Annotated in this window: 20 protein-coding genes; 6 read left to right on the top strand and 14 right to left on the bottom strand. The window is 62.4% G+C overall.

Annotation, left to right across the window (positions count from 1 at the left end):
- Position 1: 1 nt before the first annotated feature.
- The 3 genes from NKI59_RS08360 to NKI59_RS08350 form a co-directional block, all read right to left on the bottom strand.
- Positions 2-1,009, bottom strand: coding sequence for a magnesium and cobalt transport protein CorA (locus NKI59_RS08360; RefSeq protein ID WP_023677347.1), 1,008 nt, complete (start codon positions 1,007-1,009; stop codon positions 2-4).
- 117 nt (positions 1,010-1,126) lie between these two features.
- Positions 1,127-1,852, bottom strand: a complete 726-nt coding sequence (phoU, locus tag NKI59_RS08355) for a phosphate signaling complex protein PhoU (protein ID WP_352703511.1) — start codon at positions 1,850-1,852, stop codon at positions 1,127-1,129.
- Between the two features lie 117 nt (positions 1,853-1,969).
- On the bottom strand, positions 1,970-3,232 hold the full coding sequence (locus NKI59_RS08350) for a sensor histidine kinase (RefSeq protein WP_352703509.1): 1,263 nt from the start codon (positions 3,230-3,232) through the stop codon (positions 1,970-1,972).
- 197 nt (positions 3,233-3,429) lie between these two features.
- On the opposite strand from NKI59_RS08350, the gene ppk2 reads away from it, so the two are divergent.
- Entirely contained in the window at positions 3,430-4,332 is a 903-nt protein-coding gene (gene ppk2, locus NKI59_RS08345) for a polyphosphate kinase 2 (protein WP_352703507.1), read from the top strand.
- A gap of 24 nt (positions 4,333-4,356) precedes the next feature.
- Here the strand turns inward: ppk2 and NKI59_RS08340 are convergent, their stop codons facing one another.
- The 3 genes from NKI59_RS08340 to NKI59_RS08330 form a co-directional block, all read right to left on the bottom strand.
- Positions 4,357-5,106 (bottom strand): enoyl-CoA hydratase-related protein, encoded by a 750-nt coding sequence (locus NKI59_RS08340; protein ID WP_023677343.1) that lies wholly within the window; start codon positions 5,104-5,106, stop codon positions 4,357-4,359.
- Positions 5,107-5,121: 15 nt separating this feature from the next.
- Complete coding sequence (locus NKI59_RS08335; RefSeq protein WP_023677342.1) at positions 5,122-5,760, bottom strand: acyl-homoserine-lactone synthase; 639 nt, start codon at positions 5,758-5,760, stop codon at positions 5,122-5,124.
- 97 nt (positions 5,761-5,857) lie between these two features.
- Positions 5,858-6,589, bottom strand: coding sequence for a helix-turn-helix transcriptional regulator (locus NKI59_RS08330; RefSeq protein ID WP_023677341.1), 732 nt, complete (start codon positions 6,587-6,589; stop codon positions 5,858-5,860).
- Between the two features lie 271 nt (positions 6,590-6,860).
- Here NKI59_RS08330 and NKI59_RS08325 point away from each other — a divergent pair, with 271 nt between their 5' ends.
- Positions 6,861-7,712, top strand: a complete 852-nt coding sequence (locus NKI59_RS08325) for an ABC transporter substrate-binding protein (protein ID WP_352703505.1) — start codon at positions 6,861-6,863, stop codon at positions 7,710-7,712.
- A 14-nt stretch (positions 7,713-7,726) separates the two neighbouring features.
- On the opposite strand, the gene NKI59_RS08320 is transcribed toward NKI59_RS08325, so the two are convergent.
- Positions 7,727-8,137, bottom strand: a complete 411-nt coding sequence (locus tag NKI59_RS08320; protein WP_023677339.1) for a tellurite resistance TerB family protein — start codon at positions 8,135-8,137, stop codon at positions 7,727-7,729.
- Between the two features lie 245 nt (positions 8,138-8,382).
- Between NKI59_RS08320 and NKI59_RS08315 the strand changes: the two genes are divergently transcribed.
- The gene (locus tag NKI59_RS08315) at positions 8,383-10,038 is read left to right on the top strand and encodes a lysine--tRNA ligase (RefSeq protein ID WP_352703503.1); all 1,656 of its coding nucleotides are present in this window, start codon (positions 8,383-8,385) and stop codon (positions 10,036-10,038) included.
- Here NKI59_RS08315 and NKI59_RS08310 read toward each other — a convergent pair.
- From NKI59_RS08310 to NKI59_RS08280, 7 genes are all read right to left on the bottom strand, one after another.
- Positions 10,001-10,840, bottom strand: a complete 840-nt coding sequence (locus NKI59_RS08310; protein ID WP_352621877.1) for a thermonuclease family protein — start codon at positions 10,838-10,840, stop codon at positions 10,001-10,003. The two genes, NKI59_RS08315 and NKI59_RS08310, sit on opposite strands and share 38 nt — an antisense overlap.
- 11 nt (positions 10,841-10,851) lie before the next feature.
- Positions 10,852-11,496: a S24 family peptidase gene (locus NKI59_RS08305; protein WP_352703500.1), complete on the bottom strand. Its 645-nt coding sequence runs from the start codon at positions 11,494-11,496 to the stop codon at positions 10,852-10,854.
- A gap of 82 nt (positions 11,497-11,578) precedes the next feature.
- On the bottom strand, positions 11,579-13,798 hold the full coding sequence (locus NKI59_RS08300) for a 3-hydroxyacyl-CoA dehydrogenase NAD-binding domain-containing protein (protein ID WP_352703498.1): 2,220 nt from the start codon (positions 13,796-13,798) through the stop codon (positions 11,579-11,581).
- Positions 13,799-13,810: 12 nt separating this feature from the next.
- Complete coding sequence (locus NKI59_RS08295) at positions 13,811-15,019, bottom strand: acetyl-CoA C-acetyltransferase (protein WP_352589120.1); 1,209 nt, start codon at positions 15,017-15,019, stop codon at positions 13,811-13,813.
- 31 nt (positions 15,020-15,050) lie between these two features.
- Complete coding sequence (locus tag NKI59_RS08290) at positions 15,051-16,220, bottom strand: acyl-CoA dehydrogenase family protein (RefSeq protein ID WP_352703496.1); 1,170 nt, start codon at positions 16,218-16,220, stop codon at positions 15,051-15,053.
- A 238-nt stretch (positions 16,221-16,458) separates the two neighbouring features.
- The gene (locus NKI59_RS08285; protein ID WP_352703494.1) at positions 16,459-18,255 is read right to left on the bottom strand and encodes an acyl-CoA dehydrogenase; all 1,797 of its coding nucleotides are present in this window, start codon (positions 18,253-18,255) and stop codon (positions 16,459-16,461) included.
- Positions 18,256-18,497: 242 nt separating this feature from the next.
- Entirely contained in the window at positions 18,498-18,959 is a 462-nt protein-coding gene (locus NKI59_RS08280) for a MerR family transcriptional regulator (RefSeq protein WP_352703594.1), read from the bottom strand.
- Between the two features lie 552 nt (positions 18,960-19,511).
- Between NKI59_RS08280 and NKI59_RS08275 the strand changes: the two genes are divergently transcribed.
- The 3 genes from NKI59_RS08275 (at position 19,512) to NKI59_RS08265 (ending at position 25,278) form a co-directional block, all read left to right on the top strand.
- Complete coding sequence (locus NKI59_RS08275; RefSeq protein ID WP_352703491.1) at positions 19,512-23,372, top strand: peptidoglycan-binding protein; 3,861 nt, start codon at positions 19,512-19,514, stop codon at positions 23,370-23,372.
- Between the two features lie 191 nt (positions 23,373-23,563).
- Complete coding sequence (locus tag NKI59_RS08270; protein WP_023676949.1) at positions 23,564-24,487, top strand: sulfite exporter TauE/SafE family protein; 924 nt, start codon at positions 23,564-23,566, stop codon at positions 24,485-24,487.
- The gene (locus NKI59_RS08265) at positions 24,487-25,278 is read left to right on the top strand and encodes a TIGR02186 family protein (RefSeq protein ID WP_352455141.1); all 792 of its coding nucleotides are present in this window, start codon (positions 24,487-24,489) and stop codon (positions 25,276-25,278) included. The genes NKI59_RS08270 and NKI59_RS08265 overlap by 1 nt, the downstream gene beginning before the upstream one ends.
- Positions 25,279-25,365 lie beyond the last annotated feature (87 nt).

Raw genomic sequence — 25,365 nt, 5'->3', positions numbered from 1 at the left:
TTCAAAGCCACCCGTTCTTGCGAAACCGCCAGTAAAGAAACGTGCAGATCAGGGCAATTGCCGCCAGGACGGCCGGGTAGCCATATTCCATCCTCAGTTCCGGCATGTCGCTGAAATTCATGCCGTAAATGCCGGCGAATGCCGTCGGCACGGCCAAGATTGCGGCCCATGAGGCAAGCTTCTTGGAGATCGCCGTCTCCTGGCTTTGACCGACCAGAAGGCTCGCCTCGAAGGCGAAGGCGAGAACCTCACGCAGGCTGTCGATCTTTTCCTGGACAGTGCGGATGTGGTCGGTGACGTCGCGAAACAGCGGGTGCATGGCTGTGTGGATTTGCGGCAGATCGGCGCTGGTGAGCCGCCGGCAGACCTCCACCAGCGGCAGGGCCGCATTACGCAGGCGCAAGAGATCGCGGCGCAGCATGTAAAGCCGTTCGATATCGGAACCGGTCATCGGTTTCAGCAGAACCTTGTCCTCGATCGCCTCGACCTCGTTTTCGATCTGCTCAAGCACCGGCATATAGTTGTCGACGATGAAATCGAGAATGGCGTAGAGGACGAAATCCTCGCCCTTGGCAAGGGAATGCGGGCAGCTTTCCCAATGCTGGCGAACGGCGGCGTAGGAGGTCGACGGACCATGCCTGACGCTGACAATGTAGCCCGCGCCGACGAACAGATGCGTCTCGCCGAAGGTGACGCGGCTGTCGATCAGCTGCGCCGTGCGGGCAACGATGAACAGGGCATCACCATATTGCTCGATCTTCGGTCGCTGGTGCGGATGCTCGGCGTCCTCGATCGCCAGCTCATGCAGATGGAATTGCGCCTGGACGCGCAGCAACAAATTGCGGTCGGGCTCCAGCAGTCCGATCCAGACCACGTGGCCCGGCTTCCCGGCCCATTCGCCGGCTTCCTCGATCGGAATGTCGGCGATGCGCCGCCCAGCCGTATAGACGCCGCAAGCGATTATACCCGACATCGGCGGCGCAGGAGCAAACTCGCGGACGTATTCCATCGCAGCCTCCTGAAGGGCGGGGCCTTCATCGCGGAACTGAGAAGTCGGCGCGTCGAAAGCTTAGCGCAATTTTCTGTCAGGTGGCGAATCCGAAATTCGCATCAGTGCTGAGAGAACTCACTTCGCTGGTTGGGTTGCGGGAAGAATAATCTGGTCCGTCTTGTCGCCCTTCGGACGATCGGCCGGCATCTGATCGCCGGTGACGATATAGTAGATCGTCTCGGCGATGTTGGTGGCGTGGTCGCCGATGCGCTCGATGTTCTTGGCGCAAAACAGGAGATGTGTGCAGGGCGTGATGTTGCGTGGGTCTTCCATCATGTAGGTCAGCAATTCGCGAAACAGAGAGGTGTACATGGCGTCGATCTGGTCGTCGCGGTCGCGCACGAAACCGATTTTCTCCACCGACCGCGACGCATAGACGTCGAGTACTTCCTTGAGCTGGGTCAGTGCCAGATTGGCCAAAGCCTCGAGGCCGCGGAACAGGCTGTCCGGCTGGCGCCCGTCTGCGACGGCAACCACCCGCTTGGCGACATTCTTGCCGAGGTCGCCTACCCGTTCGAGGTCAGCCGAGATGCGGATCGCGCCTACGATCTCGCGCAGATCCGTCGCCATCGGCTGGCGTTTCGCAATGATGATGATCGCCTTGTCGTCGATCTCGCGCTGTCCCTCATCCAGAACCAGGTCGTCCCGAATGACTTTCTGGGCAAGCCCCGGATCCGCATTGACCAGCGCCGCGACCGCCTGCTCGACCATGCGCTCGGCATGCCCGCCCATCGCCGCGATGCGCTTCGACAGATATTTCAGTTCCTCGTCATAGGCGCTGACGATATGCACGGATTGCATGGACGAAATGCCTTCCCGGGATTTCGTGGTTGAGTCGTTCCCTCGAATCCCCGCTGATAAGCTAGCCGGATGACAGAAAAAAGAAACGGCCCATTATGTGCCAGAGATAGTACTACGCTAGCGAGCCGGCAAATGGACCGTGAACGCCGCACCCTTGCCGACCTCCGACCTGATGGAGAGTCTGGCGTTGTGGCGGGTCAGGATATGCTTGACGATGGACAGGCCAAGGCCGGTGCCCTTCTGGGTTCGGCTGTTCTCGACGTCGACGCGGTAGAAGCGCTCGGTGATGCGCGGGATGTGCTCTTCGGGGATGCCGGGGCCGAAATCCCTGATGGTGACGTCGATGCCCGGTTCGGGATCGCTGTCGCTGCGTACGATCGACACCACGACACGTCCGCCCGACTGACCATATTTGCAGGCGTTTTCCAGCAGGTTTTCGAAGACCTGGAAAAGCTCGTCCCGATCGCCGGGCACGTCGAGCGGCCCTTCCGCGAAATCACGCTCGATGACGACGCCGTTTTCCTTTGCGAGCGGCCCAAGCGAATCGATGACGCTGTCGATGGCCTGGCGCAGGTCGACCTCGGTTCCCGGCTTGAGATAGGGCTTCATCTCCAGGCGCGACAGCGACAGAAGGTCGTCGATGAGGCGCGCCATGCGGCTGGTCTGGTTCTGCATGATCTGCAGGAACTGCTCGCGCGCCGCGGGGTCGTTGCGGGCCGGCCCGCGCAGCGTCTCGATGAAGCCGGCGATCGAGGCGAGAGGCGTGCGCAGCTCGTGGCTGGCATTGGCAATGAAGTCGGCACGCATTCTGTCGATCCGGCGCGCCTCACTCTGGTCCTTGAACACCAGCACGTAGAGATCCGTGGCATGGCCGACTGAAGACGCGCTCACCCGATAGGCTCGTTCGACCGGCAGCTTTTCTATGTAGTCGACGCTGTCCGAAGCGACGTTGCCCGCCAAGATACTATCCAGCAAGGCCTGCATTTCCGGCGCGCGGAATTTCAGCGACAGCGACATGCCGGGGGCAATCCCGCCGAAGGCGGCAAAGGCAGCGGCGTTGGCGTGGACGATGGCGGCGGAGCGATCGAAAATGATCAGCGGATCGGCAACCGCCGCCGCGAGATATTCGCCGGAAAGTTGTTGCACGCTCGACTCGATGGCCGCGGCATTTTCGGTCGATTGGCGGGCGATGCCGGCCGGCAGCATCGCAGCGGCAACCAGCACGGCGCCAGCCAGCAGCACCACATAGCCAGACATGCCGGCAAAACCATAGACCATCAGAACCGCAACGAGGCCGGCCGCCAGCAGCCAGCGGCTGTTCCACAGCCGCATGGCGACGGCTTGCGCCCTGCCTCTCCGCTCTGTGCCGATGTCGGCCATTTGCGCTCCGTCTGCGGCCACTTCAAGAACTTCTTGCTGGGCCGGCGCTAGAGCGCAGTGCGTCCAATTGGACGCACAAAGGACGCTCTACCACTTTATCTGCTGCATCGTTCTTTCCGAAAATCGATTCCGATTTTCGGGCCGATGCAGTAAGGCTCCCAATAGCACGAGTCCGGAAGCTGGAAAGGTTCGCCTCGATGAAAAACGCCAAGGAAAGCCCGGCCGCACCCTCATCTGAGCCGCTGAAGATCATGATCGACGGCAAGGAGAGGGCGTTCGACATCGAGGCCCCCGCGCTTCCCGACTGGGTCGAGGACCGCAAGCTCACCGCCGGCGGTTATCCTTACGACAAGAAGATGAAGAGCGAGGAGTATGACGAGAGGCTAGAGAAGCTGCAGATCGAGCTGGTCAAGGCCCAGGCGTGGCTGCAGTCGACGGGCAAGCGGGTAATGTCGCTGTTCGAGGGGCGCGACGCTGCCGGCAAGGGCGGCACGATCTTCGTTTTGCGCCAGTATCTGAACCCTCGCACGGCGCGCAACGTGGCGCTGACCAAGCCAACGCCCACCGAGCTTGGACAATGGTACTTCCAGCGCTACGTCGACCACTTCCCGACGTCGGGCGAATTCGTCACCTTCGACCGCTCCTGGTATAACCGCGCCGGCGTTGAACCGGTGATGGGATTCTGCACGCCCGAGCAGCACGAGCAATTTCTGGACGAGGTTCCGCATTTCGAGCGGATGATTCGCAACGAGGGCATACATTTCTTCAAATTCTGGCTGAACATCGGCCGGGAAACGCAGCTCGAGCGATTCCACGACCGCCGCTGGAGCCCGCTGAAGAGCTGGAAGTTTTCGCCAATCGACATCGCCGGCATCACCAAATGGGACGAATACACCAAAGCGCGCGACCTGATGGTCGAGCGCACGCACAAGGAGTTCGCGCCCTGGATCATTGTGCGGGCGAACGACAAACGGCGCGCGCGGCTGGCCGTCATGCAGCGTATTCTCCTTTCGCTTCCCTATGACGGCCGCGACCTCGACGTCATCGGCAAGGAGGACAAGAAGATCATCGGCGAAGGGCCGACTTTCCTCGAAAAATAAGCTCACCTCATCGATACGCGGCTCTCATGCCGCCAGCCGGGCAATCCGCTGCAGTCGCTTCAGCGTGGTGTCGTCCTGCAGCGCCTGCTGGAAAAGGGATATCTCCTGGTCGATACGGTCGCAGAGCGCGCCAGTGTCGCCCCTAAGCAGGTCGCGCGTCTGCAGCAGCGCCGCGACAGGCTTCTTGGCGAGTTGCCTGGCTCTTGCCAACGTGGCTTCCTCGACGCTGCCGTCCGTCACGATCTCGCCGACAAGGCCCAGTGCCCTGGCATCTTCGGCGGCGAGCGTGTCGCCCAGGCAGAAGAAGCGGAACGCCCCGGCATAGCCGAGCTTCTGCGGCGCCAGAATGCTGGTCGCCGCGTCCGGCACCAGGCCGAAATCAACGAACGGCACCCGAAACGTGCTCTTGCTCGAGGCGATCACCATGTCGCAGTGGAACAGGATGGTGCAACCGACGCCGACGGCGTCGCCGTCGACACAGGCAAGGACCGGTTTCGGGAACGTCGCCAGCGTGCGGAACATATCCGTGACGGCGGCGATCAGTCGCCGATGTTTGGTGGCGTCGAGAAATTCGGAGAAATCGGCACCGAGGCAGAAGCACCCGGCCAAGCCGCGCAGGACCACGACGCGGACGTCGTCGTCGACAGCGGCTTCGTGGAATGTCCTGGCCAGGCTTTCATAGGCCCGCCTGTCCAGCACCGGGCGGCCGTCACCCGACGATACCGTGACGATCAGCGTGTGATTGCGGAATTCTGCTTTTGAGTGAACGTTCATGGCCTCTCTCCAATCTCACGAGGCGCGTCTCTGTCCGAGCATGTCCGGGTACCCTCTGGCCAGCACCGGCGCAAAGTGGTTGCGGCGCGAACGCACCACGTCGAGCGTGTGCTCGTTGAAGGTGAGCAGTGTGGCAACCACCTGCTGGTTGCCATAGGTACGCTGGTAACCGAGCGGCGTTGCCAGGAAATGCAGCTGCAGCGCGCGAAGCACCCACATCGGCTCGAATTCGATGATCACCTGGTTGACGTTGCGCTTCAGACCCCACTCGACGAAGCCGGCGATCAGCTCGGTGCCGACCGTCGACACGCCGCGCCGACCGTCGCGGAATCCCGGCGCAACCGCATAGCGGGTCAGTTCATAGACATTCGGGCCCGACGGTGGGGTTCCCTCATAAAGGTCCGCCAGCACATCGGTTAGAAGATGTGCCCGAGTCGTCGGCAACATCCGCTGATAACCGGCGAGCTCGCCATTGCGGATGACGATCTGGTGCACTGCCTCGTCGTGGTCGAATTGATCGATCTCGAGGCCATCAGGGCGCTGCAGATCGGTCCATCCCATCTCTTCGACGAAAACTCTGTAACGCAAACGATGAACTGCCTCCCAGAGGTCGGGCCGTTCCATCAATTCCTGGGTCGTGAGGGAAAAAAGCATTTGCCGTCTCCTAGTTTCAATAGGAAGATACGGCCGTGCTTTCCCAAAAAAATTACGCGATCACGCAAGCAAGAATTTCTAGGCCGGCGCGGCCGACCTAGTTAATATAGCCGCGCCTTATCGCTTCCGCGACGGCCTGGACCCGGTTGACAGCACCGAGTTTGCTTTTGGCGTTAAGAAGGTGTTTCTCTGACGTGTGTTCCGAAATGCCGAGAATTTGTGAAATCTCCCATTCGGACTTGCCAACAGCAGCCCATTGCAGGCATTCGCGCTCACGCGGCGTTAATTCGACATGATCGATGGTTTTGCCCGCCATGGTGTGGAGCTGCATTGCGCGGCCAATCGCATAAGTCGAGACCAGCGACACCAACCCGAACTCGGCGCTCGACAATTCGACAGCCTCGCCGCCTAGCGACACCATGACGATCTGGCCATCGAGCGTGATTAGCGGGAAGGCCAACCCGTCGCGCAGCTTGAATTCGCCGGCATCGCCCATCACCTCGCCGCCGCTCTTGCCGATGCGGATGCCCTGAGATGCTTCCCGCCACTGGAATGGCGCTTGAAGCTGCTTCATGTGGCTGACGACGGGGTCGTGATCGACGTAGTTGCGCGCGACGTAGCGCTCAAGCCATTCAGCCGGCCAGTCGCAGAGCAGCACATGGTCCTTTTGCTGGTTTCTCGGCGTGCCAGGTTGCGGAACCGTCCCAGCCATCAGCGCCGTCAGCCCGAACCCGCTTGTTACCCCCAGCAGCTTTTCGCAGACGGCGGCGGCTGTGCCGGCGTGCTGCAACTGATCTATCAACTCCAACGTACGATCGAAATGACCCATCGCAACATCTACCCCATGTTGCCTTCCGCTCTTGAGGCCAATGGCAGTGATCAACCCGCACCACGCCATCAACCCCGGACTGCAAAGCTGCCTCCCCTGTGCGTCCTACTGCTCCTCTTCAGCCGGCATCACGCAGTCACTTGCAAACTCACTAAACAATATCCCTAAATTGCAATGATGAAACCAAAAACCGTCGCACCTGTATTTTTTTCGTACAAAAACCTGTGTTATTTCGTACGAAAGCCGGGGCAAGACCGAGCGGAGTCGTCGCGTGGCGTTTCGGCGCATATCCATTTCATTGATCTCGATATTGATCGGAGCGCAATCGCTTGCGGCTGCTGCGCTCGCCGCGGAGCCGCAGGTGCCCGTGTTCTGGGACGCCAAGGAGCGGCTGCCAAAGCCGGACCTTTCGATGCTGCCGCGGCTGCGATTCCTGACCACCACGGATTTCCCGCCGTTCAATTTCCTCGATGGGGCAGGCCGGCTGTCGGGCTTCCATGTCGACCTGGCGCGCGCCATCTGCGCCGAGCTCGGCATTGCCGAAAAATGCCAGATCCAGGCGCTGCCCTGGGCCGAGCTCGAAGGTGCGCTCGGGAAAGGCGAGGGCGAAGCGATCATTGCCGGCATCGCCGCGACGCCGGAGTCGCGGTCGAAATACGCATTTTCACGCTCCTACCTGCAATTTCCGGCACGCTTCATCATGCTGAAGACACAGGCGCTGACCGAACCAATGTTCGACAAGCTGCGCAGCAAGCGTGTCGGCGTGATCGCCGGCTCCGCGCACGAGCGGATGCTGCGCGACTATTTCGGCGACGTCCAAATCGTCCCGTTCGCAAAGCCGGAGGAGCTTTATGGCGAGCTGAAAGCCGGCAAGATCGACGCCGCCTTCGGCGACGGCATGCGTTTCGCCTTCTGGCTCGGCGGTTCGGATGCAGCGGGCTGCTGCCGCTTTGCCGTCGGCCCCTATCTGGCGCCCGAATATCTCGGCTCAGGCATGGCACTCGCCACCAGGGCCGACGATCCGGCGCTGGCCGCCGCTTTCGACTACGCGCTGCAGGAAATCTCGGTGAACGGCACGTTCGCCGAGTTCTATCTGCGCTATTTTCCCGTCAGTTTTTTCTAAACTTGGCCGCCGGCTCAGGTCAGCGTGCGAAGGCGGGCCTTGGCGGCTCGCGCAATGGCGGCGACCGTCAGCGCATCGAGGTCGAGTTCCCGGCGGACGAGCTGCAGGACGCGCACCTCCTCCAGGCGCATTTCGAGATCGACAGCTGCGACCTCGAAGGCGGCGGCATAGGCGGTGTCACGCAGGCGTTCGGGCAGCGCCTCGGCGACGCGCGCCAGGACGCCCTCCAGCCCATCCTTTTCATGCAGCATTTTCTGGCAGGCCTGGGCGACCTCGACCAGCCGCTCCTGGTTGAAATCCTCAAACACCGGCCAGGATCGAACGACGTCGCCGATCCGCGCCAGTTCGACGTCGGTCATGTCGCGGTCTGACGCCGAGGTGATGACCATCAGGTAGATCATGGCTTCGTGTGGCGACAATGGCATTTACAACTCCTTGAGATGGTCCCGAAGTTAGGAACGAGGGACCGGCGCCGCAAGGAAAAACAGCCGCGATCGTTGGCGCTCCGATCACGCCTTGGAACTTGATCCATCCTGACTATCGGGACGGGGCTCTTAATCTTCTTGCCTGATCACGGTGCTGCCCGAAAACCGGGTTCCACTTTTCGGGATCATGGTCTAGAGCATGCGGCTGCCGGCATTGATGCTGGCAAAGTTGCAGGAATAGCATCATGGCCGAACAACAGCCGATCGATCTCAGCCCGGAAGTCCTCGCCGCCGCCGCCGAAAGCAAGGCGTGGCCATTCGAGGAAGCGAAAAAGATCGTCGCCCGCTACGCGAGCAGCGGCTACCCGGAAACGGTGCTGTTCGAGACCGGCTACGGCCCGTCCGGCCTGCCGCACATCGGCACGTTCGGCGAGGTGGCGCGCACATCTATGGTGCGCCACGCCTTCCGCGTGCTGACTGAAGACAAGGTCAAGACGCGGCTGCTGTGCTTCTCCGACGACATGGACGGATTGCGCAAGGTGCCGGACAATGTGCCTAACAAGGACATGCTGCGCGCCTATCTCGGCAAGCCGCTGACCAGGATACCGGACCCGTTCTCCAATGAGTATCCGTCCTTCGGCGCCGCCAATAACGCACGGCTGCGCGCTTTCCTCGACCGTTTCGGCTTCGATTACGAATTCGCTTCCTCGACCGACTATTATACTTCCGGCCGCTTCGACGGGACGCTGCTCAAGATGCTCGAGCGCTTCGATAAGGTGATGGCAATTATGCTGCCGTCGCTGCGCGAGGAGCGGGCGCTGAGCTATTCGCCCTTCCTGCCGATCCATCCCAAGACCGGCATCGTCATGCAAGTCGCGATCGACGAGCGCAAGCTCGACGCCGGCACCATCGTATGGCGCGACCCGGACACCGGCGAGCGCTTCGAGACGCCGGTGACCGGCGGTCATGCCAAGCTGCAATGGAAACCAGATTGGGCGATGCGGTGGGCAGCACTCGGCGTCGATTACGAGATGTCCGGCAAGGATCTGATCGATTCCGTCAAGCTCGCCGGGCAGATTTGCCGCGCGCTCGATGCTCCGGCACCGGAAGGCTTCAATTATGAGCTGTTCCTCGATGAGAACGGCCAGAAGATCTCGAAGTCGAAGGGCAATGGGCTGACCATCGACGAGTGGCTGACTTACGCGCCGACCGAGAGCCTTAGCCTTTATATGTTCCAGCGCCCGCGAACCGCGAAGAAGCTCTATTTCGACGTCATCCCGAAGGCCGTAGACGAATATTACACGTTCCTCTCTGCCTATCAGAGGCAGGACTGGAAGGAGCGGCTGGGCAATCCGGTCTGGCACATGCATGACGGCAATCCCCCGGCAGTCGACCTGCCGGTTCCGTTCTCGCTGCTGCTCAACCTGGTCAGCGCCTCGAATGCGCAGAACAGGGACGTGCTGTGGGGTTTCATTTCGCGCCACGCGCCGGGTGTGACGCCGACAACCCATCCCGAGCTCGACCGGCTGGCCGAATATGCCATCCGCTATTTCGACGATTTCGTGAAGCCGGCGAAAGTGTACCGTGCTGCCGACGCGGTCGAGCGCGAGGCGCTGACCAAGCTTTCGGAAGCGCTCGCCGCGCTGCCGGCTGATGCCGACAGCGAGGCAATCCAGAACGCTGCCCTCAATGTTGCGCGCAAGATCGAGCGCTACCAGGATCATTCCAAGCAGAGCCCGGAGGGCGGACCCGGTGTCTCCGTCGCCTTCTTCCAGATGATCTATCAGGTGCTGATAGGTCAGGAACGCGGGCCGCGCTTCGGCTCCTTCGCCGCGCTCTACGGCATCGCCGAAACGCGCGAGCTCATTCAGCGGGCGCTGGCTGGTCAGCTGGCGGCATGAGGACGCCGTCTTGCTCCTCCAGGATCGAGCTAGGCGCTACAGGCGCGGATCGCGACGCAGCAGCCGGCAGCGGCGGCAGGCCTGAAACGCTCGGCGCCGGCCCGAAGACGCCTTTTTTTGCTGCACGCGCCTTCTCGCCGGCTTCTACGTAAGGGCCGCCCTTGGCGGCGCGCGCCCAGCCATTTTCGACCAGCCATTGGCCGATATCCTGATTGCCGATCCGGCACTCGGCGGCGATCAGATCACGACCGCCTTCGGGCGGCACGGCACAGACCACCGCACGACTGCGGAGAAAGGCGCGGAAGGCCGTTCGCGCCCGAATGCCGCAATTCCAGGACTCGCCGCCGTCGGTGCAAGTCTCCTCCTGCTTGACGATGTCGATACCGGAAACCGCAATCGAATAGCCCTTTGCTTCGATGACCCCGGCGGCCGACGCGACGGGCTGGAATAGTTTCGTGCCTTTCCAGTCGTCGGGCATTTTCGTTTTTGGCGGCTTGGGCGGTCCGGCCAATGCCAGATCGCTCAACGGGGCGCGCGGCTCTATCCGTTCAAGCTCGTTGGAACCGAGCTGCGGCGGCACCACGATTTCTGGATCGATTGCCCTCGAATGCGCCGCCTGCTTGGCCGGCATTGATTTCGGGATGGCCGACGTAGCCGGCGCGGCGGGCTGCGGTTCAGCGCCGACCTGGATTTGCTCCCAGGGGCCGCCGCTTTCGCTCTGGACGGCGCGGCCGCCGGCGACAATTGCCGTGGCCATCGCCGGGATCGCCAGAACAGCCAAGGCAAGGTGAGGCAGACGCACCGGCCCCGCGCCTACTGGCTTGCCCAGACAATCCGCGCCACCCATTCGACATCGCGCATGGGGATGTCGCGGTCCGGGTGATCGGGATTGAGGGAGACCAGCGCGATCGACCTTGGTGTCTGGCCGTCGAGCACCTTGGCCATCACCTCGCCGGCATTGGTCTTGACGACGACGCGATCACCCTTTCGTATGGTAGCCCCTGGCTCGACGATCAGGACGTCGCCATTGCGATAGAGCGGCAGCATGGAATCGCCCTGGACCTTCAAGGCATAGGAGGTTTCGGTTGCCCGTGCCGGAAGCTCGATCAGGTCCCATCCCTGCCCCGCTGGAAACCCGGCGTCGTCGAAGAAGCCACCGGCGCCCGCCTGGGCGAAGCCGAGCAGCGGCACCGACGATCTCTGCACGGGTAGTGCGTCGGAATTACCCCGACCCTCGACCAGCCCCGCAAATTCATCCAGCGAGGCGCCGGTCGCCTCGATGATCTTGGCCAGCGATTCGGTCGACGGCCAGCGCGGCCGTCCATCTGAGGACAGCCGCTTCGATTTGTTGAAGGCGGTCGAGTCGAGGCCAGCGCGCCTGGCCAGTCCAGAGGCCGAAAGCGAATAACGCTCGGCAAGAGCGTCGATGGCGGCCCAAACGCGGTCGTGCGAGAGCACCTTGCTCTTCCTTCGAAACAGGAAAAAATACCTTTCCTGTTCTATCCCTTGGCCGCCATCTTGTCCACCGCCGAAGACGGCGTCAGGCTGCCTCCTTGGCCTCGTCCCTGGTATAGGGATCGAAGCGCTCGTAGAAGGTCTCGCCCTTCTCGGCCATATCAAGCAGCAGCTTCGGCGCCTTGAACTCGGTGCCGTATTTCTTCTGCAGGCGCTTGGCGAGTTTGACGAATTTCTTCGCGCCGATGCCGTCGATGTAGGACAGTGCACCGCCTGTATAGGGCGCGAAGCCGAAGGCCAGGATCGAGCCGACATCGGCCTCGCGTGGGTCGGTAACGATGCCCTCTTCCATCACCCGTACCGCCTCAAGCGCGATGGTGACCAGCAGCCGCTGCTTCAGTTCCTCATAATCGACCTGCTCCGGCGCCAGCTGCGGGTAGAGATCCCTGAGGCCTGGCCACAGCTTCTTCTTGGCCGGTTTTGCCGGATAGTCATAGAAGCCCTTGCCGTTCTTGCGGCCCAAGCGACCATGCGTGTCGACCATCGTGTTGATCAGCGCCATCTGCTTCGGATCGACCGCCTTGTCGCCGAGGTCGCGCATGGTCTGCTTCATGATCTTCTGGGCAAGGTCGATCGCCGTCTCGTCGGTCAACGCCAAAGGACCGACCGGCATGCCGGCGGCCTTGGCCGCGTTCTCGATCATTGGCGCCGGAACACCTTCGATCAGCATCTTGTAGGCCCCCGACATGTAGCGCAGCACGCAGCGATTAACATAGAAGCCGCGCGTATCGTTGACGACAATCGGCGTTTTCTTGATGGCACGGACGAAGTCGATCGCGGTTGCCACCGCCTTGTCGCCGGTTTTCTTGCCGAGGATGATCTCGACCAGCATCATCTTGTCGACCGGCGAGAAGAAGTGGATGCCGATGAAATTCTTTGGCCGCGCCGAATTCCTGGCCAGCGATGTGATCGGTATGGTCGACGTATTCGAGGCGAAGATCGCCGACTGCTTGAGCACAGCCTCGGCCTGTTCGGTGGCATCCTTCTTGACGGCCGAGTCCTCGAACACCGCCTCGACCACAAGATCGCAGCCGGCAAGATCCGCGTAATCGGCCGTCGGCGTGATCAGCGACAGCAACCGATCCTTGTCCTGCGGCTTGGCACGGCCCTTCTTCACCTGATCCGAGATAAGGGTCTCGGAATGCGCCTTGCCCTTGGCGGCGGACTCCATGTCACGGTCGAGCAGCACCAACGGAATGCCGGCCTTGGCCGTCACATAGGCAATGCCAGCGCCCATGAAGCCGGCGCCGAGTACGCCGATCTTCTTGAACTTCGTTTCCGGCACACCGGCCGGGCGGCGCGCGCCCTTGTTCAGTTCCTGGAGCGACACGAACAGCGAACGGATCATCGCTGCCGCTTCCCTGGTCTGCATAATCTCGGTGAAATAGCGTTGCTCGATCCGCAGGGCGGTGTCGAACGGCACCAACAAGCCCTCGTAAACGCATTTCAGGATGGCGGCAGCGGCGGGATAATTGCCATAGGTCTCTCGGCGCAGAATGGCGATGGCCGGCGGCCACAGATTGGCACCGGCCACCGAATAGATCGGGGCGCCGGGCAGCTTGAAGCCCTTTTCATCCCATGGCGCCACCGGTTTCAAGCCGTTCTTGATCATCGCCTTGGCGGTTTCGACCAGCTTGTCCGGCTCGGCAATCTCATGGATCAGGCCCATCGACTTGGCCTTCTGAGGCAACAGCGTCTGGCCGGACGTCAGCATTTGCAGCGCCTGCTGCTGGTCGGTCAGCCGTGGCACGCGCTGGGTGCCGCCGGCGCCCGGAAAAATGCCGATCTTCACTTCGGGAAGCGCCATCCTCACTTTGTCTGAATCGGCTGCGACACGGCCATGGCAGGCGAGCGACAATTCGAACGCGCCGCCCATGCATGTGCCGTTGATCGCCGAAACCCATGGCTTTCCCGAAGTTTCCAGCTTACGGAACAGGCCGTTCATGGTGCCCGCATTGTCGAACAGCGCCTTGGTCGCCTTCTCCGGGTCCTTCGCCTTGTCGGCGGCGAAGGTCGCCAGCATCTTCTGCAGCATGGTGATATCGGCGCCGCCCGAGAACGTATCCTTGCCGGAGGTGATCACCGCGCCCTTTATCGCTGCATCGCTCGCCACTTTGTCGACGATGGTATTCAGTTCGAGCATCACCTCCTCGGTGAAGACGTTCATCGAACGGTCCGGCATGTCCCAGGTGACCAGCGCAATGCCGTCGGCGTCGATGTCGAGGGTGAAATTGGTGTAGCTCATCATCTCTCTCCGTCAGACGCGTTCGATGATCGTTGCAGTGCCCATGCCCGCGCCGATGCAAAGCGTCACCAGCGCGGTGTTGAGGTCGCGGCGTTCCAATTCGTCCAGCACCGTACCGAAGATCATCGCACCGGTGGCGCCGAGCGGATGGCCCATGGCGATGGCCCCACCATTGACGTTGATCCGGTCATGCGGAATGTCGAAAGCCTGCATGTAGCGCAGCACCACCGAAGCGAAGGCCTCGTTGAGCTCGAACAGGTCGATGTCCGACAGCTTCATCTTCGCCCGCTTCAACAGCTTCTCGGTGACGTCGACGGGGCCGGTCAGCATCAGCACCGGTTCGGAGCCGATGTTGGCGAACGCACGGATGCGTGCGCGCGGCTTGAGGCCGAGCGTCTTTCCCGCCTTTTTCGAGCCGAGCAGCACGGCCGCCGCGCCATCGACGATGCCGGAGGAATTGCCGGCATGGTGGACGTGGTTGACCTGTTCCACCTCGGGATGCTTCTGCACGGCGACGGCGTCGAAGCCGCCCATTTCGCCGGGCATGACGAAGGACGGGTTGAGCGCGGCCAGCGACTGCATGTCGGTCGAGGGCCGCATATGTTCGTCATGGTCGAGGATGGTCAGGCCGTTCTGGTCCTTGACCGAGATCACCGAATTCTTGAAGCGGCCCTCGCCCCACGCCTTGGCGGCACGCTTCTGGCTTTCGACTGCGTAGGCATCGACGTCGTCGCGCGAAAACCCGTATTTGGTGGCGATCAGGTCGGCCGAGATTCCTTGCGGCACGAACCAGCCGGGCAGGCCGACCGATGGGTCCATGAACCAGGCGCCGCCTGAGGCGCCCATGCCGACGCGCGACATCGATTCGACGCCACCGGCAATGACGATCTCGTCGGCGCCCTGCGCGATCTTGGCGGCGCCGAAATTGATGGCGTCGAGGCCCGAGGCGCAGAAGCGCGATATCTGCATGCCAGGCGCCTTGGTGTCGTAGCCGGCCTCGAAAGCGGCGGCACGTGGAATGACCGCACCCGCCTCGCCAACCGGATCGACACAACCGAAGATGATGTCGTCGACGGTGCCGGTGTCCAGCCCGTTGCGGTCGCGGATGGCCTCGAGCACCTTGGCGCCGAGCCGCACCGCCGGCACTTCGTGCAGCGAGCCATCCTTCTTGCCCCTGCCGCGCGGCGTGCGCACGGCATCATAGACATAAGCTTCGGCCATTTTCCTGCTCCTTGGGTTTGCTGAAACTCGCTCAGAGCGAGCGCCCGATCAGCAATTTCATAATCTCGTTGGTGCCGCCGTAGATGCGCTGGACGCGGGCATCGCGGAACATGCGCGCAATCGGATATTCATTCATGTAGCCATAGCCGCCATGCAATTGAAGGCATTCGTCGACGACTTTTCCTTGCAGGTCCGACAGCCAGTATTTGGCCATAGACGCGGTCACCGGGTCGAGGCCGCCGTTAATGTGGCGGGCAACGCAGTCATTATAGAAGACGCGGCCGATGGTCGCCTCGGTCTTCAATTCGGCAAGCTTGAACTGGGTGTTCTGGAATTCGATGATGGGCTTGCCGAAGGCCTTGCGCTCCTTGACGTAGTCGATGGTAAGCGCCAGGGCCCGCTCGACCATGGCGATAGCAGTGGTGCCGATCTGCAGCCGCTCCTGCGGCAATTGTTGCATCAACTGGACGAAGCCCTGGCCTTCGTCGTTGCCGAGCAGGTTCGAGGTCGGCACACGTACGTCGTTGAAGAACAGTTCCGACGTGTCGTTGGCCTTGAGGCCGATCTTGTCGAGGTTGCGGCCGCGCTCGAAACCCTCCACCTCGTCGGTCTCGACGACGATCAGCGAGATGCCCTTGGCGCCCTTCTCAGGATCGGTCTTGGCAACGACGATGATGAAATTGGCGAGCTGGCCGTTGGTGATAAAGGTCTTCGAGCCGTTGAGCTTGTACCGGTTGCCGTCCTTTTCGGCGCGCGTCTTGACGCCTTGAAGGTCGGACCCCGCACCCGGCTCGGTCATGGCGATGGCGCCGATCAGCTCGCCGGTCGCCAGCCTCGGCAGCCATTTCTTCTTCTGCTCCTCCGAGCCGTAGTGAAGGATATAGGGGGCAACGATCGAATTGTGCAGGCCAATGCCGAACCCGTCGACGCCGACATGGCCGATCGCCTCGATGATGGCGCTCTCATGCGCGAAGGTGCCGCCCGAGCCGCCATATTCCTCCGGCATCGAGGCGCAGAGCAGGCCGGCAGCACCGGCCTTCAGCCAGCTCTCGCGGTCGACCATTTCGTTCTTCTCGAATTCGTCGTAACGCGGCGCGATCTCTTCCGACATGAAGCGGTGCGCCATGTCGTAAAGCATGCCGACCTCGTCCGCCGCCCAGGCGGGTTTGGGGAGACCGAGGATTTCGGCGGGACTGGTCATGGTTCCTCCCTCGCGCCGACGTTCCCCTCCCCCTCGAGGGGAGGGTGGCCGCGAAGCGGCCGGGTGGGGTCGCCGATGACTTGCTCGACCTTATCTTTTACAACTTGCGCCATGTGCCACGGCATTGCGATCATTTTCCTCCAAGGCATGCATCAGAATGAAGGTCGGCGCACTGCACGCAGGCCCCCTCCCGGCCCTTCGGGCCACCCTCCCCTCGAGGGGGAGGGGAATGCCGAAGCTAGAATGCTTCGGCCGGCAGTGCCATCAATGTATCGGCACCGCTGGAGATGCGGGCAAGATGCGCCGACGTCTCCGGCATGATCCGCTCCATGAAGAAGCGCGCCGTCACCAGCTTGTGGTCGTAGAAAGACGAAGCGCCGTCGGCGCCATCAGCCAATTTCGCTGCGGCCACCTTGGCCATCTGCGCCCACATATAGCCCAGCGCCACCAGGCCGAAGAGATGCATGTAATCGGTCGAGGCGGCACCGGCGTTATCGGGCTTGGCCATGCCGTTCTGCACCAGCCACATCGTCGCCGTCTGCAGATCGTTGAGGCCCTTCTTCAGCGCCTTGGTGAAGGGCGCCATCGTCTCGTCGGTGCGGTTTTCCTCGCAGAACTCTCCGACTTCCTTAAAGAAAGCCTGGACCGCGCGGCCGCCATTCAAGGCCAGCTTGCGGCCGACGAGGTCGAGCGCCTGGATGCCGTTGGCACCCTCATAGATCATGGCGATGCGGGCATCGCGGACGAACTGGCTCATGCCGTGCTCTTCTATGTAGCCATGTCCGCCGAACACCTGCTGCGCCATTACCGCATGATCGAAACCCTTGTCGGTGAGTACGCCCTTGACCACCGGCGTCATCAGGCCGGTATAGTCGTCGGCGGCCTGGCGGTCCCTGTCGTCACCGGAGCGGTGAGCGATGTCGGACTTGATCGCCGTCCACAGCGCCAGCGCGCGGCCGGCCTCGTTGAAAGCCTTCATGGTCATCAGGCTGCGGCGGATGTCCGGATGGACGATGATCGGATCGGCCTTCCTGTCCGGCGCCTTCGGCCCTGACAGCGAGCGGCCCTGCAGACGATCCTTGGCGTAGGAAACCGCATTCTGGTAGGCAACCTCAGATAGCGAAAGTCCCTGCAGGGCGACGCCAAGCCGCGCCTCATTCATCATGGTGAACATTGCTTTCAGCCCGCCATTGGCCTCGCCGAGCAGCGTGCCTTCAGCGTCGTCGTAATTCATGACGCAGGTCGAGTTGCCATGGATACCCATCTTCTCCTCGATCGAGCCACAGGAGACGGTGTTCTTCTCGCCCGGATTGCCTGAGGCATCGAGCTTGAGCTTCGGCACGATGAACAGCGAGATGCCCTTCACGCCATCCGGCGCGCCCTCGATACGGGCCAGCACCAGGTGGACGATATTGTCCGACATGTCATGCTCGCCGGCCGAGATGAAGATCTTCTGACCGGAGATCCTGTAGGTGCCGTCGCCATTTGGGACGGCCTTGGTGCGCAGCAAGCCAAGATCGGTTCCGCAGTGTGGCTCGGTCAGGTTCATGGTGCCGGTCCAGGCGCCCTCGACCAGCTTCGGCAACCATGTTGCCTTCTGCTCTTTGGTGCCATGGGTGATGATCGCAGCGATCGCGCCTTGCGTCAGGCCGGCATACATCATCAGCGACATATTGGCCGACACCATGTATTCGGCAACCGCAGTGTGCACCGCGTAGGGCAAGCCTTGCCCGCCAAACTCGACAGGTGCCGCGAGCCCCATCCAGCCGCCTTCGCGATACTGGTCGAAAGCTTCCTTGAAGCCTTTCGGCGTCGTTACCGAACCGTCGTCATGGCGCATGCAGCCTTCCATGTCGCCAACGCGGTTCAGCGGCTGCATCACGTTTTCGGCGAGCTTCGCGCCCTCGGCAAGGATGGCCTCGAGCACATCCGGCGTCGCGTCGGAAAATCCGGGAAGATTGGAATAACGCTGATATCCCAGCACTTCGTTCAGCACGAACAGCGTGTCCCGGACCGGCGCTCTGTAGATCGGCATGCGTTTCCTCCACCATGCGGTCTTGGCCCCGAAATCAGCCCCAGCATATGAGGATGGCAGACGGACCGACGTTGTTGTCGAGATAACAAATATTGACGTTTGCGTAAACGTCAATTCGGCGGTGCGGCAAATTTTCTCCCGCGCGCCAGGACGACAAACGACAAAGCACGGCAAACGACGAAGAACCGCGCAGCGAAAGCCACGCGGCTCTTAGACTAGTCGTCACAAATCGAAAGCTTAGTTTAGCTCGCTACGCTGGCCTGCGGCGTCGAGCGCTCGATCAGCATTTGCCGGACGGTCGACATCGAAGCACTCAGTTCGCTGATGGCGTCGTCGATCAGCGCCCGCTGCTTCTGCAGACGGGCAAGCTGCTTCTCCGACTTGTCGAGCGCCAGCCGCAATTGCTTGGTGTTGGAGCCGTTCGGATCATAGAGGTCCATCATCTGCTTGACATCGCGCAGCGAGAACCCGACCTTGCGGCCAAGCAGGATCAGCTTCAGCCGGGCCCTGTCGCGGCGTGTATAGAGACGGGTCGAGCCGTCGCGCTGCGGGTTGAGCAGACCCTTGTCCTCATAGAAACGCAGCGTACGCAGCGTCACTCCGTATTTCTTGGCCATTTCGCCGATGCGGACAAGCTCTTCACCGGCTTCGTTCGACATATCGTTGGTGTTGGCCGCGGCTTGGCCGGGCGAAATAAGTTTCATGGTCACTGGCTTTCCCCGTCTGGTGGCGTCGCGGTCGCGGACCTTGCGTCGCCTGAGTGAAAGCGGGGGCGTGCTTCCACTCGTGGTTTCAACAAACAAATCGCAAACGGCGTAATCCGCTCATTTACGTTTACGTCAATTCTATATCGATAGCCGCCTCACCGCGCAAGAGCGTTCTGGTCTTGCAACTTTATGCCGCAGCACCAGCGGACAACCTAAAAGGTCGTTGCCGATTTCGGGAGCGATCATGCGGCTGATCAAAATTCTACAACGTCTTTTGCGCGTCCAAAAAAGACACCCGGCGCCGTCGGCAGCCAGCCGACAAAGTTGCAACTTCTTAAGCTTGGTTAACGCGTTGTTTACCACGTTGGGGCGAAATGTGCGCATGTCGGTTACCCGTGTCTATCCTGTACTGAATTTTTCACGGTTTTTCGGAGCGCGGATGAGACCCCGGAAGGTCGTCTTCCACTGCAACAAGCCAAGCAGTCGCCTTCGTCCCGGCAGGACTTTGGGAACCTGGTGAAAGCCAGCAATTCTGAAACGGGCGCATTGATGAACAGCAAGCGGTCCTACCTCGATACACTCAACGCCGGCAGGCAACGCCGGCCGCACACGACGCTTGAAGAGCTCAACCGCTCCCTGGAAACTCTGGAGCAGCGGCTGGAGCGGACGCGCGAGGAGACGGCAAGCCACCCCGATCCGCGCCGACCAGCGGCAGAACCACGCTATCCCAGCGCCCAACCCTATGGCCAGCAGCGCCGGTATGAGGATCCACGCGCGCAGCGGCCGAAAGGTCCAGCAGCGGCTTTCGACCAGAATTACCAGGCGATCGCCCGCGATATCGACCGGGTGCGCGGCCAGGAGGACGGCGTCGCCCTAGCCGGCAAGATCGCCGGGGAATTGCGCGGCCTGCGCGAAGAGTTGCGCCAGCAGATGACCTCCGGCCTGCAACGCGAGTTCGAGGTACTGCGCAAGAATATTGAGCGAGCCTTCCAGTCAAATGGCGGCGGCAAAGGCAGCGCCGAACTCAGCGTCGAATTCGAGCGGCTTTCCGGCGCCATCCAGACACTGGCCGAAAAAAGCGACGACAGAAGCGTCAATATGCTGCGGCTCGAGCTTGAGCAGGTCAAAGCCGCGCTCGAAACGCTGGCGCGCGAGGAGAGCGTGCAGGCGGTCGGACGCCGCTGGGACGATTTCGACCGCCGCTGGAACGCTTTCGAGGATCGCGTCGAGGCCGATCAGCGCAAGCGTTCCGATGCACCCGGCCTGTCGGCGCTGACGGAGCGGCTCGAACAGATCAGCAATGCCGTCAGCAATTTGCCGGAATCGCTGTCGCTGCGCTCGCTCGAGGAAAAGGTCCGCACGCTTGCCGGAGCGGTCGACCATTTCGCCCGCCAGCAGGACAATCGCGGCGGCGACACATTCAGTCAGATCGACGAGCGGCTCGACGAGATTTCCCGCGCGATCGTCGCCTCGACGGTTGCCGCGCAAGCCAATTCGTTCGACCCCGAGCCCTTCGAACGCATCGAGAAGCGGATCGATTCACTGGCCCAGCAAATCGAAGAAGTGTCGCAGGATCGTCCGGGTCGGGAGGTCATTGACCGTCTCAACACATTGTCGAGCCGCGTGGATGAACTGGCCGGCCGAGCCAATCTGCCGGAACAGGCGATGGAGCGCCTTGCCAGGCAAGTCGCGCTTATTGCCGACAAGATCGACCACGCACCTGCCATGCCCGACGCCGACTACATCTTCCAGGGGCTCGAGCAGCGCTTCGACGTGCTGTCCAGCATGATGGAACGTCGCCAGGGCGACGCAATCGAACAAGGCAACATGCTGTTTCGCGACCTTGAGCGCCGGTTGGACGAGGTCGCCGACAGGCTGGACCAGCGCATGCCGCAGGTCGATAGCGCTGGCATCATGGATGCCATCGACGCCCGCTTCACCGCGCTGGCCAAGCGGATTGAGACGCGCGTTCCAGATCCCGCCAACGAGGCGGCGATCCGTGGCCTGGAGAGCCGGCTCGAAGACATCTCAAGCCGGCTGGATTCGTCCGCGGCACAGGTCGCCAGCATCGACCCGGCGTTGATCCGCAGCCTTGAAGCGCAGGTCGCCGGCCTGACGGCGCATCTTTCCAAGCCCGGCACGCCGCTGCCGGAATTCGACGACATCAGCCCGCGTCTCAACGAAATCGAGAAGTCGCTGGCCGGAACCCGCGATTCCGTCCTCGGCGCGGCGCGCGAGGCGGCTGAGAGCGCCGTCCGCTCACTGGCCGGATCAAGCGCCAACACGGCGGCCGTTACCGGCCTCGCCCAGGACCTGAAGACGCTCGAGGCACTGACGCGCCGTTCGGACGAGCGCAATTCGAGAACGTTCGAGGCTATCCACGATACGCTGCTCAAGATCGTTGACAGGCTTGGTTCATTGGAGACGGGTGAACCGGCAAGCGCGGAGTTGAGCAAGCGTTTCGGCCGGCCATCCAAGATCTCGGTGCAGGACGCACCGTCGATGGACCTCGACCAGCCGCTGCCGTTGACGGGCAGCATGGCCGATCTCGACGGCCGCGCCGCGGCGCTCGTGCGCGACGAGCCAGGTCCGCGTACGCCAGCCGAGGCCGCCGCCGCAGCAGCCCTGGCGGCTCTCGGTTCAGACACGACGCGTGAAAAAACCGAGCAAGGCGGCGGCAGGAAATCGATGTTAGGCGGGCTGGCGCGCGCCTTGAAGGGCAAGAAGGACGCCGAGATGCCGCCGCTTGCAGGCTCGGCGCAGAGCGCCGAGATACCCAGCGTCGATCTCGACGAGCCCCTCGACCCCAAGCTCGCCAACCGACCACTGGAACCCGGCTCCGGCGCACCCGACCTCAGCGCCATCATGAAGCGCGTGCGCGACGAGCGCGGGCAGCCGACCCGGGAAGGCGGCGCTGAGGCGGCGAAATCGGACTTCATCGCGGCAGCCAGACGGGCTGCGCAAGCGGCGGCCGCCGAGGCGGACGCCCTCAAGCGCCAGTCGACGATGAAAGGCCCGGTCAAGGCACTCAGGATCGGCGACCTGCTCAAGGCGCGGCGCAAGCCGATCCTGATGGGGGCAATCGCCATCATGCTGGCGCTTGCCGGCCTGCAACTGGGCAAAGCCTTCTTCTCCGACCCGGTCGAAGTCACCGACAATGAGGCGGCACCGGCCGTGGCCGTACAGCCGGCGGAAACCGCTTTTGCCAGCGTTGCCAGCGAGCCGAAGGCGGACGCGCAGACGACAACACAGGAGAGCGCGCCGTCGCCCACGGTCAGGCAGGCAGAGCCATCCGCATCGATGACCAAGGACGACACGGCGGCGCAAACCGGCCCCGCTACACCGGCAGCCGAGACATCGACGGCGCCCTCGGCTTCCGCGGCGCCCGCTGACCTGGCGGCGCAAGACACTGCGGCCGCAGTGCCCGCGCCGGCAGCGGCGACGGCCAGCGACGCCGAGCCAATGGCTGCCGCGCCTGCTATAGCCACCGCTGCGACGCAGGACACGACCGGCACGGTGCCGTCGGCGGATGCTGCCGCGGCAGGCGTTGCCAAGATCGACGTTCCGGCCGATGCCGGTCCGGCCGCCCTGCGCGATGCAGCGGCCGGCGGCGACGCCAAGGCGCTGTTCGAGATCGGCTCGCGCTACGCCGAGTCTCGCGGCGTCAAAGAAGACATGGCGGCGGCGGCCAAATGGTATGAAAAAGCTGCCGAACTCGGTTTCGCACCGGCAGAATACCGCATCGGCAATTTCTACGAGAAGGGCATCGGCGTCGCACGCGACATCAAGAAAGCGAAAACCTGGTACCAGCTTGCCGCAGCGCAGGGCAATGCCAGCGCGATGCACAATCTTGCCGTGCTGTTTGCGATGGCGGCGGATGGCGTGACCGACAATGAATCGGCAGCGCGCTGGTTCCAGGCGGCGGCGGATCTCGGTGTCAAGGATAGCCAGTTCAATCTCGGCATCCTCGCGGCGAAGGGCGTCGGCATGAAGCAGAACCTCGAGGAGAGCTACAAATGGTTCGCACTCGTCGCCAAGACCGGCGACAAGGATGCGGCGGCCAAGCGCGACGAGATCGCCAAGGCGCTGAGGCCCGAGCAGCTGGAGCGTGCGCGGGCCGCGGCTGAACTGTGGAAGGCCAAGCCGCTCGATCCAGCCGCCAATTCGGCCGACGTTCCTGAATCGTGGCAGGACGGCACACCGCAGACGACCGCCGGCATCGACATGAAGAAAGCGGTCCAGAACATCCAGCGAATTCTCAACAAGAACGGCTATGAGGCCGGCAATCCCGACGGCATGATGGGCCAGAAAACCAAGAACGCGATCATGGCCTTCCAGGCCGACAACGATATGAAGGCAACCGGCGCGATCGACGAAAAGCTGGTCAAGGCGCTGCTTGCGCGTAAATAACGGCGGATGCGTCGTTTCCGCGACGTCCTTGCCACAGATTTGCCTGTTAACTGATTGAGTTGTTTTTTGTTTCGGCGGTGCGGCGAAGTTTGACTTCACGGCCCGGCCGGCGCAAGAACGAGATAGCCTGCTGACGCAAAATGCCCGCAACGGTTGCATTCGCCAGGAGGCAAACTGATCGAGACTGACGGGTGGGCATCTATCTCCCGATCGCGGAAATTTCCGTCAACATCTTCGTGCTGCTGGCCATGGGTGCGGCGGTGGGTTTCCTGTCGGGCATGTTCGGCGTGGGCGGCGGCTTTCTCATTACGCCGCTGCTGATCTTCTACAACATACCGCCGGCAATCGCGGTCGCCACCGGCGCCAACCAGGTCATCGCTTCCTCCTTCTCCGGCGCCCTGTCGCACATGAAGCGCGGCACGCTCGACTTCAAGCTCGGCGGCGTGCTTTTAGCCGGCGGCATCGTCGGCTCGACCGGTGGTATCTATGTCTTTGCGCTCCTGCGCCGGCTCGGCCAGCTCGACCTGTTCATCTCGCTGCTCTACGTCGTGCTGCTCGGCACCGTCGGCGGACTGATGCTGGTCGAGAGCGTCAATGCGCTGCGCGCCACTCGCAGCGGCGCCGCACCGGTGTTGAAAAAATCCGGCCAGCATAATTGGATCCACCGCCTGCCGCTGAAGATGCGCTTCAGGGCCTCGAAGCTCTTCGTCAGCGTCATTCCGGTGCTTGGGCTGGGCGCGGCGATTGGCTTCCTGTCCTCGATCATGGGCGTCGGCGGCGGCTTCATCATGGTGCCGGCCCTGATCTACCTTTTGAAAGTGCCGACCAACGTCGTCATCGGCACCTCGCTGTTCCAGATCATCTTCACCTCGGCTTACACCACGCTGGTCCACGCCACCACCAACCAGACGGTCGACGTCATGCTCGCCTTCCTGTTGATGGCAGGCGGCGTCGCCGGCGCGCAATATGGCGCCAAGGCTGGTCAGAGGCTGCGGGGCGAGCAACTCAGGGCGCTGCTGGCGCTGCTCGTGCTGGCGGTAGCCATCCGGCTTGCCATCGATCTTTTCGTCACGCCGCCCAATCTCTATTCTCTGTCCGGCGTGGGCCTGAGCTGATGGCCGGCCTAAGGACGCTCGCGGCCGCCGCCTTGCTGTCGCTGCTGGCTGCTGCGCCACCGGCGAAGGCGCAGGCGCCACTAACCGAAAACATCCAGATCGGCCTTTCCACCGACAATGTCTCGATTACCGCCGGCTTTTCCGGCGCCGACCTGACCATTTTCGGCTCACTGGAAAATGCCGATCCGCTTGTCGCGCGGCAAGGGCGCTACGACGTGATCGTCGTGCTGGAAGGCCCGGCTCGGCCGGTCGTCGTGCGCCGCAAGGACCGGGTGCTCGGCGTCTGGGTCAATCTGGAATCGGAGACCTTCAAAAACGTACCTGTATCCTATTCGGTGGCGACGACGCGGCCGCTGCAGGACGTCACCGATCCGAACAGCTACAAGCAGCTGTCGCTTGGCGCCTCCAACCTCTATTTGCAGCCGGCCGACGCGGAGGACAGCCCGGCGACAATCGAGGAGTTCACGGCCGCGCTGCGCGAACGCAAGGCGGCGACCGGCCTCTACAGCGAGAATGTCGGCGGTGTGCAGTTCCTGTCGCAGAACCTGTTCCGCGCCACCGTCAGGCTCGCCCCAAACGTTCCGGTCGGCACCCATAAGGCCCGCGCGTTCCTGTTCAAGAGCGGCCTGTTCATCAAGGAAAGCTCCGCCCAGCTCGAAATCCGCAAGTCCGGTTTCGAACAGTCGATCTTCCGCGTCGCGCACGACTATTCCTTCCTCTACGGTGTCTTTGCCGTATCGCTGGCCATGCTGACCGGCTGGCTCGGAAGACTGGTGTTCAGGAAAGACTGAACTCTCGTAAAAGTGGTTTCCCTTTCCGAGGGTATGGGTTAGACCGCGACCCCCGGCCCGACCGGATACGAGCTGCTGCTCCCCAAA

It is taken from the genome of Mesorhizobium sp. M0598 (assembly GCF_040320865.1).
Taxonomy (GTDB): domain Bacteria; phylum Pseudomonadota; class Alphaproteobacteria; order Rhizobiales; family Rhizobiaceae; genus Mesorhizobium.
The sequence above is the reverse complement of the archived record's forward strand: the minus strand, read 5'-3'. Positions and strand labels throughout refer to the sequence as shown.